General features: G+C 66.5%; 15 protein-coding genes. 9 read left to right on the top strand and 6 right to left on the bottom strand.

What is annotated here, in order from left to right:
- Position 1: 1 nt before the first annotated feature.
- Positions 2-709 carry a c-type cytochrome gene (locus LMJ30_RS13565; protein WP_371873005.1) on the bottom strand — a complete coding sequence of 236 codons (708 nt, stop codon included), beginning with the start codon at positions 707-709 and terminating at the stop codon, positions 2-4.
- Positions 710-922: 213 nt separating this feature from the next.
- On the opposite strand from LMJ30_RS13565, the gene LMJ30_RS13560 reads away from it, so the two are divergent.
- Together LMJ30_RS13560 and LMJ30_RS13555 are read left to right on the top strand one after the other, a co-directional pair.
- Positions 923-1,132: a DUF2970 domain-containing protein gene (locus LMJ30_RS13560; RefSeq protein ID WP_229432848.1), complete on the top strand. Its 210-nt coding sequence runs from the start codon at positions 923-925 to the stop codon at positions 1,130-1,132.
- Between the two features lie 2 nt (positions 1,133-1,134).
- Positions 1,135-2,556, top strand: coding sequence for an aminotransferase-like domain-containing protein (locus LMJ30_RS13555; protein ID WP_229432847.1), 1,422 nt, complete (start codon positions 1,135-1,137; stop codon positions 2,554-2,556).
- On the opposite strand, the gene LMJ30_RS13550 is transcribed toward LMJ30_RS13555, so the two are convergent.
- Positions 2,553-3,455: a LysR family transcriptional regulator gene (locus tag LMJ30_RS13550; protein WP_229432846.1), complete on the bottom strand. Its 903-nt coding sequence runs from the start codon at positions 3,453-3,455 to the stop codon at positions 2,553-2,555. The two genes, LMJ30_RS13555 and LMJ30_RS13550, sit on opposite strands and share 4 nt — an antisense overlap.
- 130 nt (positions 3,456-3,585) lie before the next feature.
- On the opposite strand from LMJ30_RS13550, the gene LMJ30_RS13545 reads away from it, so the two are divergent.
- The 6 genes from LMJ30_RS13545 to LMJ30_RS13520 all read left to right on the top strand — a co-directional run bounded on the left by LMJ30_RS13545 (position 3,586) and on the right by LMJ30_RS13520 (position 7,751).
- On the top strand, positions 3,586-4,131 hold the full coding sequence (locus LMJ30_RS13545) for a carboxymuconolactone decarboxylase family protein (protein ID WP_229432845.1): 546 nt from the start codon (positions 3,586-3,588) through the stop codon (positions 4,129-4,131).
- A 40-nt stretch (positions 4,132-4,171) separates the two neighbouring features.
- Positions 4,172-5,761: a 2Fe-2S iron-sulfur cluster-binding protein gene (locus LMJ30_RS13540; protein WP_229432844.1), complete on the top strand. Its 1,590-nt coding sequence runs from the start codon at positions 4,172-4,174 to the stop codon at positions 5,759-5,761.
- 33 nt (positions 5,762-5,794) lie between these two features.
- The gene (locus tag LMJ30_RS13535) at positions 5,795-6,274 is read left to right on the top strand and encodes a nuclear transport factor 2 family protein (protein ID WP_229432843.1); all 480 of its coding nucleotides are present in this window, start codon (positions 5,795-5,797) and stop codon (positions 6,272-6,274) included.
- A 75-nt stretch (positions 6,275-6,349) separates the two neighbouring features.
- The gene (locus tag LMJ30_RS13530) at positions 6,350-6,688 is read left to right on the top strand and encodes a DUF6152 family protein (protein ID WP_229432842.1); all 339 of its coding nucleotides are present in this window, start codon (positions 6,350-6,352) and stop codon (positions 6,686-6,688) included.
- Entirely contained in the window at positions 6,688-7,176 is a 489-nt protein-coding gene (locus LMJ30_RS13525; protein ID WP_229432841.1) for a DUF6644 family protein, read from the top strand. Before LMJ30_RS13530 ends, LMJ30_RS13525 begins: the two co-directional genes overlap by 1 nt.
- Positions 7,173-7,751, top strand: coding sequence for a histidine phosphatase family protein (locus LMJ30_RS13520; protein WP_229432840.1), 579 nt, complete (start codon positions 7,173-7,175; stop codon positions 7,749-7,751). The genes LMJ30_RS13525 and LMJ30_RS13520 overlap by 4 nt, the downstream gene beginning before the upstream one ends.
- Positions 7,752-7,784: 33 nt before the next feature.
- Here the strand turns inward: LMJ30_RS13520 and LMJ30_RS13515 are convergent, their stop codons facing one another.
- From LMJ30_RS13515 to LMJ30_RS13505, 3 genes are all read right to left on the bottom strand, one after another.
- Positions 7,785-7,967 (bottom strand): hypothetical protein, encoded by a 183-nt coding sequence (locus LMJ30_RS13515; protein WP_229432839.1) that lies wholly within the window; start codon positions 7,965-7,967, stop codon positions 7,785-7,787.
- Between the two features lie 105 nt (positions 7,968-8,072).
- Positions 8,073-8,720: an outer membrane protein gene (locus tag LMJ30_RS13510; protein ID WP_229432838.1), complete on the bottom strand. Its 648-nt coding sequence runs from the start codon at positions 8,718-8,720 to the stop codon at positions 8,073-8,075.
- A gap of 9 nt (positions 8,721-8,729) precedes the next feature.
- Positions 8,730-11,717, bottom strand: a complete 2,988-nt coding sequence (locus LMJ30_RS13505; RefSeq protein ID WP_229432837.1) for a Calx-beta domain-containing protein — start codon at positions 11,715-11,717, stop codon at positions 8,730-8,732.
- A 316-nt stretch (positions 11,718-12,033) separates the two neighbouring features.
- On the opposite strand from LMJ30_RS13505, the gene LMJ30_RS21770 reads away from it, so the two are divergent.
- Positions 12,034-14,148, top strand: coding sequence for a sensor domain-containing protein (locus tag LMJ30_RS21770; protein WP_307729300.1), 2,115 nt, complete (start codon positions 12,034-12,036; stop codon positions 14,146-14,148).
- On the opposite strand, the gene LMJ30_RS13485 is transcribed toward LMJ30_RS21770, so the two are convergent.
- Positions 14,145-15,422 carry a glycerate kinase type-2 family protein gene (locus LMJ30_RS13485; RefSeq protein ID WP_229432836.1) on the bottom strand — a complete coding sequence of 426 codons (1,278 nt, stop codon included), beginning with the start codon at positions 15,420-15,422 and terminating at the stop codon, positions 14,145-14,147. The two genes, LMJ30_RS21770 and LMJ30_RS13485, sit on opposite strands and share 4 nt — an antisense overlap.
- Positions 15,423-15,432: the final 10 nt, after the last annotated feature.

Genomic DNA, 15,432 nt, shown 5'->3' with positions numbered 1-15,432 from the left:
GTTACTGCCCATGTGAGTGAGGGACGCTGCCGCAGGCGATCGGCAGGCGGACGGACGTGGCGGGCGCCGGCAGCATCGCGGCCGGCACCGGCTGGGCGGCCAGCCACCCGGCGACGGCGGCCGCGTCTTCGGGGCTGAGCTGCCTGCTGACCTGGGCCATGCAGTCGGGAGCGGCGGCGCGGCGCGAACCATTCTTCCACGCGCCCAGCTGCGCATTGAGGTAGTCGCGCGGCAGGCCGAGCAGGCCCGGCGTCGCCGGCAGCACGCCGCCCAATGCCTGGCCGTGGCAGGCGGCACAGGCGGGAATCTTTTTCGATGCATCGCCCGACAAGGCCAGCGCCCGCCCGCGTTCCAGCGCCGCGGCCGGCATCCGGCCCGGCCGCGGCGGCGCGTATGGCGGGTGCTGGCTGGCGAAGTAGTCGGCGATTTCGCGCAGGTAGTCATCCGGCATGTGGGCCACCAGGTAGGTCATCAGGGGATACTGGCGCCGGCCCTGCTGGAAGTTGAGCAGCTGGTTGTACAGGTAGCCGGCCGGCTTGCCGGCGATGCGGGGAAAGAATCCTTCGCTGGTGGCGCGCCCCTCCTTGCCATGGCAGGCTACGCAGGCCAGCGAGCGCTGGGCGATGGTGTCGGGGACGGCCAGTTGCTGCGCGGCGGCAGGCAGCACGGCAGCGGCGATGGCCGCGAACATCAGGTTATGTATCTTCATGGACAGTATTGTCCGGCAGGCGGCCGCAGCAAAACAGAGGCAGGTGCGGGCGATTTTTGCATATCAGTTGGCCACTGCTACGCCCGCGCCGGCCGGCCCCGCGCGCATATTCCCCTAGGACAGGCACCCATCTGATACGCTGTTTTTCCCGCCCACTGCTGCTGTACTAAAAAGCCGCCCGGGAGGACAATGCACGCATACAAGGAGCCCACCATGACGAAACCAAAGGACAGCACCACGCGCTCGTTCGGCCGGACGATGAAAGCGATCGCCTGGTCGTTCACCGGCCTGCGCCGCAAACGCGACTTCGACGACGACGTCGAGGGCGGCATGAACCCCTTCCACGTGCTGGCCGCCGCGCTGATCGGCGCCGCCCTGTTCATCGGCGTGCTGGTCGCGTTCGCCAGGTACGCGGTCGCCTGAGCATGAAGCTGTACGAGGCGTTTGCGGAAGAGATAGCGCAGTCGATCCGCGCCGGGGTGCTCAAGCGCGGCGACCGCCTGCCCTCGGTGCGCCAGGCCAGCACCAGCCGCGCCATCAGCCCCTCGACCGTGTTCGAGGCCTATTACCTGCTTGAAGCGCGTGGCCTGATCCGCGCGCGCGAACGGTCGGGCTACTACGTGACCGCCGGCGCCAGGGCGCAGCTTCCCGAGCCGGGCATCAGCGCCCGGCCGGATGGCGGCTCCACCGCGATCGAGGTCAGCGAACTGGTATTCGACATCCTCGAATCGACCAGGATGCGCGACGTGGTGCCGTTCGGCTCGGCCTTCCCCAGCCCGCTGTTGTATCCGCTGCCCCGGCTGGCCCGTTCGATGGCCTCCAGCGTGCAGGCGATGGACCCGTGGAGCACGGTGGACGACCTGACGCCCGGCAACGCCAGCCTGCGGCGGCAGATCGCGCTGCGCTACCTGGCCGACGGCATGCCGGTCCACACCGACGAGATCGTCATCACCAACGGCGCGCTGGAAGCGCTCAACCTGTGCCTGCACGCAGTGGCCCGTCCGGGCGACGCCGTCATTATCGAATCGCCCGCTTTCTACGGCGCCTTGCAGGCGCTGGAAGGCTTCGGCGTCAGGGCGATCCAGGTGGCGACCCATCCGCGCGAGGGCATCGACCTGGCCGAACTGGCCGCCGCGCTGGAGCGCCACGCGCCGAAAGCCTGCTGGCTGATGACCAATTTCCAGAACCCGACGGGCAGCCTGATGCCTGACGAAAAAAAGCAGGCAGTGGTCGCGCTGCTGGCGGCCCATGGCGTCCCCCTGATCGAGGACGATGTCTATGGCGAACTGTATTTCGGCAGCATGCGGCCGCTCCCCGCCAAGGCCTACGACAAGCAGGGCCTGGTGATGCACTGCTCGTCGTTCTCGAAGAGCCTGGCGCCGGGTTACCGGGTGGGCTGGGCCGTGCCGGGCCGGTTCACCCGCGATGTCGCGCGCCTCAAGCTGACCCGCACGCTGTCGGCGTCGGCGCCGGCCCAGGCGGCGCTGGCCGACTACCTGGCCAAGGGCGGCTACGACAAGCACCTGCGCCAGCTGCGCCATGCGCTGTCGATGCAGCAGGAAGCGATGCTGCAGGCGATCGAACGCCACTTCCCGGCCGGCACCCGCGCCACCCGGCCCGACGGCGGCTACTTCATCTGGGTCGAGCTGCCCGGGAACGCGGACACGATCGCGATCCACCGCCAGGCGCTGTCGCTCGGCATCAGCGTCGCGCCCGGCCCGATGTTCTCGGCGCAGCGCCGCTTCGGCAACTGCCTGAGGCTCAATTATGGCCATCCGTGGGACGCGCGCGCGGAAGCGGCGATGGCGACCCTGGGGCGGCTCGCCAGCGCCGCTATCCTGGCCTAGGCCGACACCGCGCTTGCACCGCGCAGCTCCTGGATCGCCATGTCTAGGAATGCCCGTACCTTGCGCGCCGCATGCCTGCCCTCGTGATGCATCACATGCACCGGCAAGGCCGCCGTTTCATGCGCGCGCAGCACTTCGACCAGCCTGCCGTCCGACAGCTGCGGCGCCACCATGTACGACAACACACGCGTCATGCCGAAACCATCCGTCGCCGCAATGATTGCCTCGTCGTTCGACATGACGCTCAGGCGGGGCTGCACGCGGACGCTCACTGCCGTGTCGTCTTTCATGAAGCGCCAGTCGGGCGATGGCGTGACGCCGCGGGCAGACACGATGACGTGCTGCTTCAGGTCCGCGGGCGCCAGCGGCGTGCCGTGCGCCTCCAGGTAGGACGGTGAGGCGCACACGACCCGGCGCACTGTCCCGACAGGCACTGCCTGGTAGCTCGAATCCTGCAGTTGTCCGATGCGGATTGCCACGTCAACCCCCTCCTCCATCATATTGACCACCCGGTCGGCAAAACGGCATTCGACTTCGGCTTCCGGATAGCGCCGCAGGTAGGCCAGGACGACCGGCGTCACGTACATGCGGCCGAACAAGGCCGGGGCGGTGACCACAATGCGGCCGCGCACGGCCGCGTGCGCGCCGGATGCCTGGTCTTCCATGTCGGTGATATCGGCCAGGACCCTGCGACAGTCGCTGGCATAGCGGGCCCCGACCTCGGTGACCCGCACTACCCGCGTGGTGCGGGTCAACAGCCGCACGCCCATCGCCGTTTCCAGTTCCCCCACCGCGCGCGTGACCGCTGGGGGCGAGATTTTCATTTTCCGCGCCGCAGCTGCGAACCCGCCCTCGTCTACCACCGCGAGAAATATCGCCATCGATTCCAACCGGTCCATATTATTCCTACCCATGAAATAGTTCATTCCAATTTTAAGCCATTCACACCTTCCGGCAAATGAATGACACTGCATTGTCCCCGCAAGAAAACACGGGGCACCAACCCTCAGATTAATTTTGGAGAAGAACATGACGCGCATTAAAACCATCGATAGCAGGAACGCCAACGCCGAACAAACCGAACTGCTCAATGCAATCGAGAGCCAGCTGGGCATGGTTCCCAATTTCCTGAAAGTGTTCGCCAATTCCCCGGTCGCCTTGCGCGCCTTCCTCGGCCTGCACGGCATCGCCGGCGCCGGCACGCTCGATGCACTGACCCGCGAACGCATCGCGCTGGCGCTGGCGCAGCAGAACGGTTGCGAATACTGCGTCTCGGCCCACACCGCGATCGGCCGCAAGACCGGCCTGTCGGCGGAAGAAATGGCGGCCGCCCGCGCCGGCACCAGCGCAGACCCGCAAGCTGCGCTGGCCGTGCAGTTCGCGCGCAGCCTGATGGACAAGAAGGGCGACATCGGCGCACTCGAACTGGCGCAAGTGCGCAGCGCCGGCTACAGCGATGCCGACATCGTCGAGATCATCACGCATGTCGGGATGAACTTCCTGACCAACGTGCTGGGCAAGGCGAGCCAGGTCGACATCGACTTTCCAAAAGTAAGCCTGAAGCTTGCCGCTTAAGTCCGCGGCCTGCTCGATTGACTGTTAAAGGAGCTGACAAATGGGACGAGCCTTTTCCGATATCGCGTTCACCGCGCAGGTGCGCGCGCTGCAGACCCAGAAGGGGAGCCGCGCGCAGTACGCGCCACTGGACCAGGCGAGGGACCGCGGCGATCGTCTCGGCCCCAGCGAAGTGGCGTTCATCGAGCAGGCTGATCATTTTTACCAGGCCACCGTCAGCGAGACCGGCTGGCCCTACGTCCAGCACCGCGGCGGGCCTGCCGGGTTCATCCGGGTCATGGATGACAAGACGCTGGGCTTCGCCGACTTCGCCGGGAACCTGCAGTACATCAGCGTCGGGAACCTCCAGCATGACGACCGGATTGCGATGATCTTCATGGACTATGCCAACCAGCGGCGGCTCAAACTGCTGGGCCGCGCGCGGACCGTCGACATAGCCGGCGAGCCCGAACTGGCCCAGCGTTTGCGCGACCCCGGGTATCACGGCCGCATCGAGCGCGCCTTCATCATTGAAGTCGAAGGCTTCGACTGGAATTGTCCGCAACACATCACCCCGCGATTCACCGAGGAACAGGTCGGCAGCATGACCGCGCCCCTGCATCGCCAGCTGCGGCACCTGAAAGACCAGCTGGCGCTGGCCTCGGCCACCAGCATGCCGGATGCCCAGGGCAATGGCGAACTGGCGCTGACGGTGAGCGGCATGCGGCAACTCACGAGCAAGGTACGTGCCTATGAACTGCGCGATCCGGCCGGGCAAAGCCTGCCCGCCTTCCAGGCCGGCGCCCACCTCGAGGTGCCGGTGCTGCTTGCCGACGGAAGCCTGGGCATCCGGTGTTATTCGATCACGTCCGATCCATCGCAACGGCAAGTCTATGAGATCGCCGTGCTGCGCGAAGACGGCGGCAAGGGCGGATCGCGCGCAGTGCACGAGCAATTGCGCCTGGGCCTGACCCTGCGCTGCTCCTTACCGAAGAACAGCTTCGCGCTCGACGGCAAGGCGCCACGGGTGGTATTCGTCGCTGGCGGCATTGGCATTACGCCGATCCGCAGCATGCTGTACGAGGCGCGCGCCCGGGGCCAGGAGTTTGACCTCCACTACGCTGCCAGGTCGCGCCGCGACGCCGCCTTCCTCGAACAACTCGCCGCTGAATTCGGCGCCAGGGTCACGGTGTATGCAGCTGACGAGGGTGTCCGGCTCGATGCGCAGGCACTTTTGCTGTCCCAGCCGCCCGGGCGCCAGTTCTACGTGTGCGGCCCGGCGCGCCTGGTTGACGCCTTCTTGCAAGGCGCCGCCGCCCTGGGTCGCGACCCGGGGCTGATCCATTACGAGCGCTTTAACAACGCTGCCGGCACGGGCGCGAATCATGCCATCACCGTGACCCTGGCCAGGAGCAGGAAGATGTTGCAGGTGCCCGCGGCCAGCAGCATTCTCGACGTGGTGGAAGCGGCAGGCATCGCTGCCCCCGCTTCATGCAGGGCAGGCGCGTGCGGGCTGTGCGCCGTGAAAGTACTGGAGGGAGATCCTGAGCATCGCGACGCCGTACTGTCGCAGCAACAGCGGGACGCCGGCGGATTGATGTGCATTTGCGTCTCGCGCGCCAATGGAGAAACACTGACATTGGATTTATAGATCTTTTTAAACATTGATTGAAGGAGAATGACCATGCTTGCCAATCCGATCCTGCGTCCGCCGCTTCCCCCATTCACGCGCGAATCAGCCCTGCAAAAAGTGCGCGCCGCCGAAGATGGGTGGAACAGCCGTGACGCCGAGAAAGTCTCGTCCGCCTATAGCATTGATACCCGGTGGCGCAACCGCGCTGAGTTTGTCGCTGGCCGGCAACAGGCGCAAGCCTTCCTCGAACGCAAATGGACCAGGGAGCTGGACTACCGCCTGATCAAGGAATTATGGGCATTCACGGACAACCGCATTGCGGTTCGCTACGCGTACGAATGGCACGATGATTCGGGCAACTGGTTCCGCTCGTACGGCAATGAGAACTGGGAATTTGGCGAAGACGGATTGATGGTCAACCGGTTTGCGTGCATCAACGACATGCCGATCAAGGAATCGGAACGCAAATTCCATTGGCCGCTGGGACGGCGCCCCGACGGCCATCCTGGCCTGTCCGAGCTCGGCCTCTAGCCGGAGCGAGGCCGCGCTGCGGCGGCGTGTGGCGTAAAATGAATTCCTCTTGATCCACCACCGGGGAGAAACACGATGAAATGGCTTGCCATGATGACGCTGTTGCTCGCAACCCAGGCGAGCGCCCACCACGGCTGGAGCGAATACGACGCCGAACGGCCGCTCAAGGTGAGCGGCAGCATCGAGGAATCCGGTTATGAGCACCCGCACGGCTACGTGCGCTTGAAAGCGGGCGACAAGACCTGGCTGGTGGTGCTGGCCCCGCCTTCACGCATGGAGAACCGCGGCCTCTCCCCTGCCATGCTGGCCAAGGGGACCACCGCCAGCGTGCTCGGCTACCAGAACCGTAACAAGCCGCAAGAGATGCGCGCCGAGCGCATCACGATCAACGGAAAGACCACGGAGCTGCGCTGATGGCCGACGCCGCCGGCTTGCTGGGCTGGCTGGAAGCGAGCAGCCTGTCCGCTGCGATGCGCGGCAGCCTGTGGATGTATCCGATCGTCGAGATCGTCCACATCACCGGCTTTGCCATCCTGGTCGGCTCGGTCGCGATGTTCGACCTGCGCGTGCTGGGCTTCGCGCGCGCGCTGCCGGTGCAGGCGCTGGGCCGCCACCTGCTGCCATGGGCGCTGGCCGCCCTCGCCCTGATCGTGCCGGCCGGGCTGATGATGTTCTCCGCCCATCCCCATGATTTCGCCAGCAACAAGGTCTTCCAGCTGAAGCTGGCCCTGATCGGCGCCGCGGGCGTAAACGCCGCCCTGTTCCACGCCGGCCCCTGGCGCGATGCGGGCGCATGGAACGAAGGCGTGCAGGCTCCCCCGTTGGCCAGGGCGCAGGCCCTCTTGTCGCTGGCAATCTGGCTCGCCGTGATCAGCTGCGGCCGCCTGCTGGCCTACACGTGAGAATCCGGGCCATGGCGCGCCGCCTGCTGCTGTGTTTGCTCTGTTTTGCCTGCATCCAGCCGGGCGCGGCGGCGGACGAGTCGTTCTGGTCGCTGCTGCGGGAGGGCGGCAAGATCGTGCTGGTCCGCCACGCCCAGACCGTGCCCGGCGTGGGCGATCCGCCCGGCTTCGTGCTCGACGATTGCAGCACGCAACGCAACCTGTCCGACAAGGGCCGCGCGGACGCGGCGCGGATCGGTAAGGAATTCCGTCGGCGCGGCATTCCCGTTGCCGAAGTATTGTCGAGCCGGTGGTGCCGCTGCGTCGACACGGCCAACATCGCCTTCGGCAAGGTGCGCACGGCCACCATGCTCGACTCGATGTTCAACGACCGCGAACGCCGCGATGAAGACAAGCTGGGCGCGCTGTATGCCTACCTCGCGCGCCGCCCCGCCGCGGCGGGCAACCTGGTGCTCGTCACCCATGCCCAGAATATCGGCGCCCTGACCGGCGAGTCGGTGGCCTCCGGCGAAATGCTGGTGGTGCGCCTGGACGGACCACGCAGGCTGGCCGTGCTCGAGCGCGCGGCACCATGAGGCTGGCCGGCGCGCTCCACCCTACGCGGGCTGTCAGCCGACGTAGCGCCGGCGCTGCGGCCGGGTAAGCACGCGCAGCGCGACCGGAAACGCGATGCCCGCGTTTTTCAGGTAGTTGGCGGCAGCGAGCGTTCCCTGGGCCGCCTGGACGGCGATCCCGAGGTCGACCTTGACCGCGGATGCGCGATCCGGGCGAGGAAGGAAGTGATTGTCCAAAAATGCCTCCGGCTGATGTGTTCGGGGAAATCCTACGATCCTACTGCAATCGCGACCTTTCCAACAGGCTGATTCTTGCCGCGGGCGCAGCCGGGTGGCCCGGGGTCAGAACTGGCGTGTGTAGCCCACGGTGACCGCACCGAAGCGGCGGCGCGCATACGCGATGGCCGGCGGGCCGTCGCCTTCAGGTTCTGGCAGCTTGAGCCAGGTGTACTGCAGCGTCAGGCTGTGCTGCGCAGCCAGCCGATAGCCCAGCCCCGCGCGCAGCTGCCAGGCCAGGCCGCTCTTGTCTGCCGGACCGAAGCACTTGCAGCTGTCGCCCAGGCCAAGCAGCGGCAGCTTGACCCGGCCCCAGCCGATACCGCCGCCGATAAAGCTGTCAAGCGACCCGGACAGCCTGTCGGTGCGGAAAGCATTGGCGAACACAGCCTGGTAACGCCCCTTCCCGTCCACCGCCTCGCTCAGCGGAGCCAGGGTCAGGCGCGTGACCTCCATGCGGCCGGTTTCGTATTCGAGTTCATAGCGCAGGTGGCCGGACTGGCGGCCGACGGCCACGCCGCCATGCACCCCGCGCTCCAGCTCCACCTGGCCGTTGAACGGAGCGCCGGCGCCGAAGTCGATCGCGGCATCCCAGCTTTCCAGGGTGCTGGCGCCCGCGTGGACGCCCCAATACCGCACCGGTTCGGCCGCCACCGCCTGTGTAGCCAGCAGCGCCGCGGCCGCCGCCATGCCCAACTTGCTCAATTTGCTCATCGGAATTCCTTAATTGCCAAAGGTGGTGCCGAATACGGCATTGAGGTCGCTCGCCGTGGCCGACGCCCCGTGGGCGACGCCGACCAGCTGGATTTGCTGGAAATAGTTCTGCTCGACCGCCTCGATAAAGCCTGCCTGGCCGGTGGACTGGTAGGCCGCCGCCAGCTGGGCCACCAGTGCCTTCACTGCCGCATTGTCGTGGTTGGCGATGAGGTAGCCTTCCACATCGAACCTGAAAGCATTATCCACACTGACACTAAATTTGGCGCCACGGTCGGCGTAGCCCTGCGCGGCCAAGCCCATGTACTGCGCTTCGGCGGCCGACACCAGCTCGGTCAGGCCGCGGGCGTTCTGGTAAAGGTGGATGTCGACCGCCGCGCTGCCGGCGGCCGCCGCCATGAATCCCGGTGATGTGGCGACCAGCTCGTAGCAGGCGTACGGCAGCGCGTCGCCATCGACGGCAAAGGTGACGTCCCTGGTGAACGGCTGGTAGAAGGACGACACGTGCTTGCCGCCGGGCGAGCCATGCATCGAATCGAAGGCCACGCCAGTGAAGATATTGCCGGCGCCGGCCGCGGTTTGCCGGGCATCGGCAATGTCGTCCGTGTAGTAGATCTCGCCGCTGGCGAGGCGGATGCTGTACACCTGGTCTGGCGGCGTAACGTCGAACGCGAGCAGGCCCGGGTCGACGATGACGCCGTTGACGATGCCGTCGTCGTCGCCCCTGGCGCCGTCGGTCAGGGTCAGCACGATGCGGTCGACCCGGCCGTCGCCGTTCAGGTCGACCAGGGTGGCGCCGTCGTCCATGGTCGACAGGTCCTGGTCGTCGAGGAAGCTGTACCAGGCCTGGCTGGCCTGGTCAAACTTGACGAAGTCGTTCGAGACCACGCCGCTGGCGCCAAGGTCGATCACCACCCGGGTTTGCAGGCCGGCGCGCTCGGGCGCGAGGTCGGGCAGCGCGGCCACGTCGTCTTCCGGGCTGATCGTAAAGTTAAAGACGGGCGACGCCGCGCGGAAGGCGCCTGGCAGCGCGGCCGGCAGGCCGGACAGGAACAGGTCCTTCAGCTGGGCGCCGCCGGTCAGCTGGACGGCGTCCGTTGCAGTGCCGATGCTGCCCGCGATGACCGCGCCAAACGAGGACAGCGGAGCTGCCTTGCCCAGCTCGAAATCTGCGAGCGAGGCCAGCGGCATGTGCGCAACCGAGTTCTGCTGCCAGTCCAGGATGCCGTCGCCGTTATAGTCGCCATTGTATGCCGCAAGCTCGACCGACGGGGCTACGCCGTCGAGGTCGGTGACGATGGTGACCGATACCGGGGCCTGGCCGAGCACCGCGCCGCTGGCGCTGAGGATTTGCGCCGTGAAGGTATAGATTCCGTCATCGAGCGGGCCCGGGCCGACGTTGACCGCGCCGCTGAGGATGTCCGCGGCCGTGACCGCCGCCTTCCCGACCACTTCGCCGGACGGCGACAGCAGGCGCACGCTGCCACCTTCCACCAGCAGGCCACTGCCCTTGAGGGTAAAGGCCGGGTCGCGCACGCTGGTGACGGTATCGCTGTTGCTGCTGCCATCGTCCGACTTCGGATCAAGCCCGGTTTCGAGGACCGGCGGTGCGGGAGGTGCGGGAAGCGGAACCGGCTTAACGGGCGGAACTGGCTTGGGCGTTGGCTTCGGGGCTGGCTCGGGGGCGGGCTCCGGAACTGGAGCCGGAACGGGCGCAACCGGAACTGGTGGAACGGGCTCCGGCTCCGGCTCCGGCTCCGGCACTGGCTCCGGCACGACTGGCGGAGGCATGACTGGCGGAGGCACAATCACGATCATGTCGTTGTCATCAATCGTGCCCGTGGCGGCGACGCCGCCGGTGGTCAGCTCCAGGGTTTCCGCGCTTTCGACCAGGGCGTCATCGACCGTGACCGCGGTTACCGTGAAGCTGGTCACGTTTGCCGGGACGACGACGATGCCGCCAGCCTGGTCGCCGTCCTTCCAGCTCACGCCGTCGCTGAACACAAGGCTGCTGTAGTCGGCGGCCGTCGCCGTGCCGCCCAGCGCCAGCGCAAATTCGGTGGCGACCGGTGCGCCGCTGTTGAGCGTCACGGTGAACACCAGCGTGCCGCCTTCGGCAACGGTGCTGTCGGCCGGCGACTGTGCCGGGTGTGCGCTGTCGTCGACCGTCACGGCGCTGACCACCACGCCGCTGTCGTTGTCGCTGATGGTCACCACGCCGACGTTGTCGACGATTGCAGCAAACGTGCTGTCGCTTAACACTACCGACAGGTTGCGCACGCCATCGACCGAAGCATTGTCGACCAGCGGCACGTGGATGGTCTTGGTTGTCTCGTTCGGCGCGAAGGTCAGCGTGCCGCCGCCGGCGGCATAGTCGGCCCCGGCATGCGCGCTGCCGTCTTGCAGGCTGTACTTGACCGTCACGGTGTCGGTAGTTGCCTTGCTCAGCGAAACAGTGATGGTCGCGAAGCCGGCCGCTTCGTTCGCCGACACGTCGGCAAGCGACAGCTGCGGCTGGGCCAGCAGGTATTCGTTCAGCGAGGCGAGCAGCCCGGTGGTCGCGGCGTTGCCGCTCACCTTGCCGCCACTGATCGCCAGCGACTGGCCGTTGAAGGTCAGGCCGATGAAACTGTGCGCGTCGCCATTGGCTTCGGTGTTCGGGTCGATGACCTTGAAGCCGCCGCCGGTCGTCGCCAGTGTGTGGTTGGTGCTGCCGGTGGCATAGAACACCATTGTGCTGACGTCGCCGCTGGGCGCGCGCCAGTTGATCACGCCGTCGATGCGGTGCTGGACGCCCAGCGCATCCGTCAACAGGATCGTGCCGGAAAGGTCGTTCCCCTGCGAGCCGCCGAACAATCCGGTCGTGGTCGCTTGCTGAAACTGGAAGTTCGACCAGCCGAGCGCAGTCAGGTAGGTCGAAAACGACGATTCATTGGTCTTCGACGCGTCGCCGATGAAACCATTGGAAAACGATACGGATACGATGCTCGTGGCCAAAATGAGCCCCCAAAAGTTGGATGGTGTGGTGTCCGGTCGGACAGGTATTCGAGACGGGATTGGCGGGCTCGGCGTGCAGGTGGCGGCGTGGTTGGGGCCGCACGCTAGTGTAACTACGCAACTTTCAAGGAAGCAAGAACTCGATGTCGGCGCAACATCAAACATTGCCTGCGCTGCGAATGTCGTTGTCATAGAACAACATATGCGTGCCGCATTGTTGCGCAGAGGCCTTGCTTTTTTCATCTCAGGATGACAAAACAATTATCTTCTGTGCTACTTTAATACGCTCGACTCCAGCTTCCGAGCGTATGGAACCATGAACCAGGACAGCCCTGCCGTTTCATCCGATGTTCCTCCAGCCGATGCGGCCGCGCTGTCGCTCGAGCATTTGCTCAACCATCTCCCCGGCGTGGTGTACCGCTGCGAGCGCAGCTACCCGTGGCGGATGCAATACATCAGTCCGGGCGTCGAAAAACTGACCGGCTATCCCCCGGCCGCCTTCAGCGCCGGCGCCGCCATGACTTTCGGCAGCCTCATCCATCCGGACGACAGGGAGATGGCGTCGCGGGTGGTCGAAGAAGCTTTAAAGCAAGGCCAGCCATTCCAGCTGACGTATCGCATCCGGTGCGCGGACGGCGCTTGCAAGTGGGTGTGGGAACAGGGCGCCGCCCTCGTCGCCGAGGACGGGACGGTGACGATCCAGGGCTTCATCGGCGACTTCACACGGGTGCGCCGGGCCGACCTGAAGGTGATGGAACAGGCCTCGCTGCTCGACAAGGCGCGCGACGCGATCGTGGTCATCGGCGCCGATGCGCGCATCAGCTACTGGAACCGCGGGGCCGAACGGCTGTACGGCTGGAGCGCCGGCGAGGCCGAAGGCCAGCGCCTGTGCGACCTGCTTTACGAGGACCAGGCCGCGTTCCAGTCGGCGTATGACACCACCATGGCCGAAGGCGACTGGCGCGGCGAGCAGTGCCAGCGGCGGCGCGACGGCACGCTGGCCCATACCGACAGCCGCTGGACCCTGGTCGAGCCCGGCAACGGCAATGGCAACGGCGCCACCCGCAAGATCATGTCGATCAGTACCGATATCAGCGAGCGCAAGCAGCACGAGGACAAGATATTCCGGCTGGCGTTTTACGATGCGCTCACCGAGTTGCCCAACCGGGCCAACCTGCTCGACCACCTGCGCCGCGCGCTGATCGGCAGCGCCCGCTCGGGCAAGTTCGGCGCGCTGATGTTCTGCGACCTCGATCATTTCAAGACCCTCAACGACACCCATGGCCACGCGGCCGGCGACATGCTGCTGCAGGCCGCCGCGCGCCGGCTGGAACAGAGCGTGCGCGAAGCGGACATGGTGGCGCGCCTCGGCGGCGACGAGTTCGTCATCCTGATCGCCCCGCAAGACGACACGCGCGAGGCCGCGGCGATGCAGGCCGAAGCGGTGGCGAACAAGATCGTGGCGGCGATGGCGGCGCCGTTCAAGCTGGCGGACTTCAGCTACTCGGTGTCGGCCAGCATCGGGATGGTGCTGCTCTCGGGGGGCAGCGATACCGTGGAATCGGCGCTCAAGCAGGCCGACAGCGCGATGTACCAGGCCAAGGCCAGCGGCCGCAACACCTTCCGCTTCTACGATCCCAAGATGCAGGCCGCCCTGTTTGCCAGGGCCGAGCTGGAGAACGGCCTGCAACGGGCGCTGCGCAACAATGAGTTTCTCCTGTACTACCAGCCCCAGATGGACGACAACAACCACGTCACCGGGGCCGAAGCGCTGCTGCGCTGGTGCCTGCCAAACGGCGAACTGCGCCTGCCAAAGGACTTCATCCACACGGCGGAAGAGACCGACCTCATCGTCGAGATCGGCATGTGGGTGCTGAAAACGGCGTGCCGCCAGCTGGCCATCTGGCAGCGCCAGCCCGACACGGCGCACCTGACCTTGTCGGTCAATGTCAGCGCGCGCCAGTTCGTCGAACCCGACCTGGTGGCGATGACCGAGGCGATCCTGCGCCAGACCGGGGCCGACCCGCGCGGCCTCAAGTTCGAGCTGACCGAGAGCCTGGTGGTGACCGACTTTGCCCACACGGCGCAGCAGATGAAGGCCTTGCGCAAACTGGGCATCAGTTTTTCGCTCGACGACTTCGGCACCGGCTACTCGTCACTGGTCTGCCTGCGCAACCTGCCGATCGACCAGCTCAAGATCGACCACTCCTTCATGCGCGGCGTGCTGACCGACCGCAACGACGCCGCCATCGTGCGCTCGATCATCGCCTTGAGCGGCAGCCTGGGACTGCAGGTGATTGCTGAAGGCGTCGAGACGCTCGGGCAGCGCCAGTTCCTGTCCGATGCCGGCTGCTTCGCCTACCAGGGCTACCTGTATGAGCAGGCGATCACCGAAGAACACTTCTCGCGCTTTGCGCGCAGCGCGCATTAGGGCGGCGGGACGGCCGCGGCGCTGATGTACACGGCGCGGAAATCGTTCACGTTGGTCAGCGTTGGGCCAGACACCACCGAATCGCCGAGGGCCTGGAAGAAGCCGTGTCCGTCGTTGTTGGCCAGGCGCTCGCGCGGATTGACCTGGAGCGCCCAGGCCCGTTCGAGGGTGTCGGGCGCCAGGCATGCACCGGCAATCTCTTCCTGCCCGTCGACCCCGTCGGTGTCGCAGGCGATCGCGTGAATGCCGGCGTGGCCGTCGAGCGCAACCCCCAGCGCAAGCAGAAACTCGACATTGCGCCCGCCGCGGCCATCGCCGCGTATCGTCACCGTGGTCTCGCCCCCGGACAGCAAGATACAGGGAGCGCTGAACGGCTGGCCAAAGCGCGCGACCTGGCGGGCGATGCCGGCCATGACGGTGCCGACGTCGCGTGCTTCGCCTTCGATGCTGTCGCCAAGGATGTGCGCAGGAACCCCGGCGGCGCGCGCCACGGCGGCGGCCGCTTCCAGCGCCATCTGGGGCGTGGCGATCATCCGTGTTTCGCTGCTGGCCAGGCGCGGGTCGCCCGGCTTGACGGTTTCGCCGCGGCCGCTCTCGAGCAGCGCGCGCGCCTGCGGCGGCACGTCGATGGCATAGCGCTGCAGGATCGCCAGCGCATCGGCGCAGGTGGTCGGGTCGGCGCTGGTCGGTCCGCTGGCGATATTGATCGGGTCGTCGCCGGGCACGTCGGAGATGGCCAGCGTGACCAGCCGGGCCGGATGGCATGCCGCCGCGAGGCGGCCGCCCTTGATCGCCGACAGGTGGCGGCGCACGCAATTCATTTCGCTGATGGTGGCGCCGCTTCTGAGCAGGTCGCGGTTGAGCGCCTGCTTGTCGGCCAGGGCCAGCCCTTCGCCCGGCAGCGCCAGCAAGGACGAGCCGCCGCCGGAGATCAGGCAAATCACCAGGTCGTCTTCGCCCAGGCCCTGCACCAGCGCGAGGATGCGCCGCGCCGCCTCGAGCCCGGCCTGGTCGGGAACCGGATGCGCCGCCTCGACAATCTCGATGCGTTCGCACGGCACCTTGTAGCCGTAGCGCGTCACTACCAGGCCGCTCAACGGCGCCGGCCAGTGCTGCTCGACCACACGGGCCATCTCCGCCGATGCCTTGCCGGCGCCAATGACCAGGGTGCGGCCGGCGGGTGGCGGCGGCAAGTGCTGTGGCAGGCAGTGGCGCGGCTGGGCGGCATCGACGGCAGCGGCAAACATTTTCTGCAACAGCGCTTTGGGCGGCATGACAAGCTCC

It is taken from the genome of Massilia agrisoli, from assembly GCF_020831365.1.
GTDB lineage: Bacteria > Pseudomonadota > Gammaproteobacteria > Burkholderiales > Burkholderiaceae_D > Telluria_A > Telluria_A agrisoli.
Note: the sequence above shows the minus strand (reverse complement) of the source record. Positions and strands in the feature narration are given on the sequence as shown.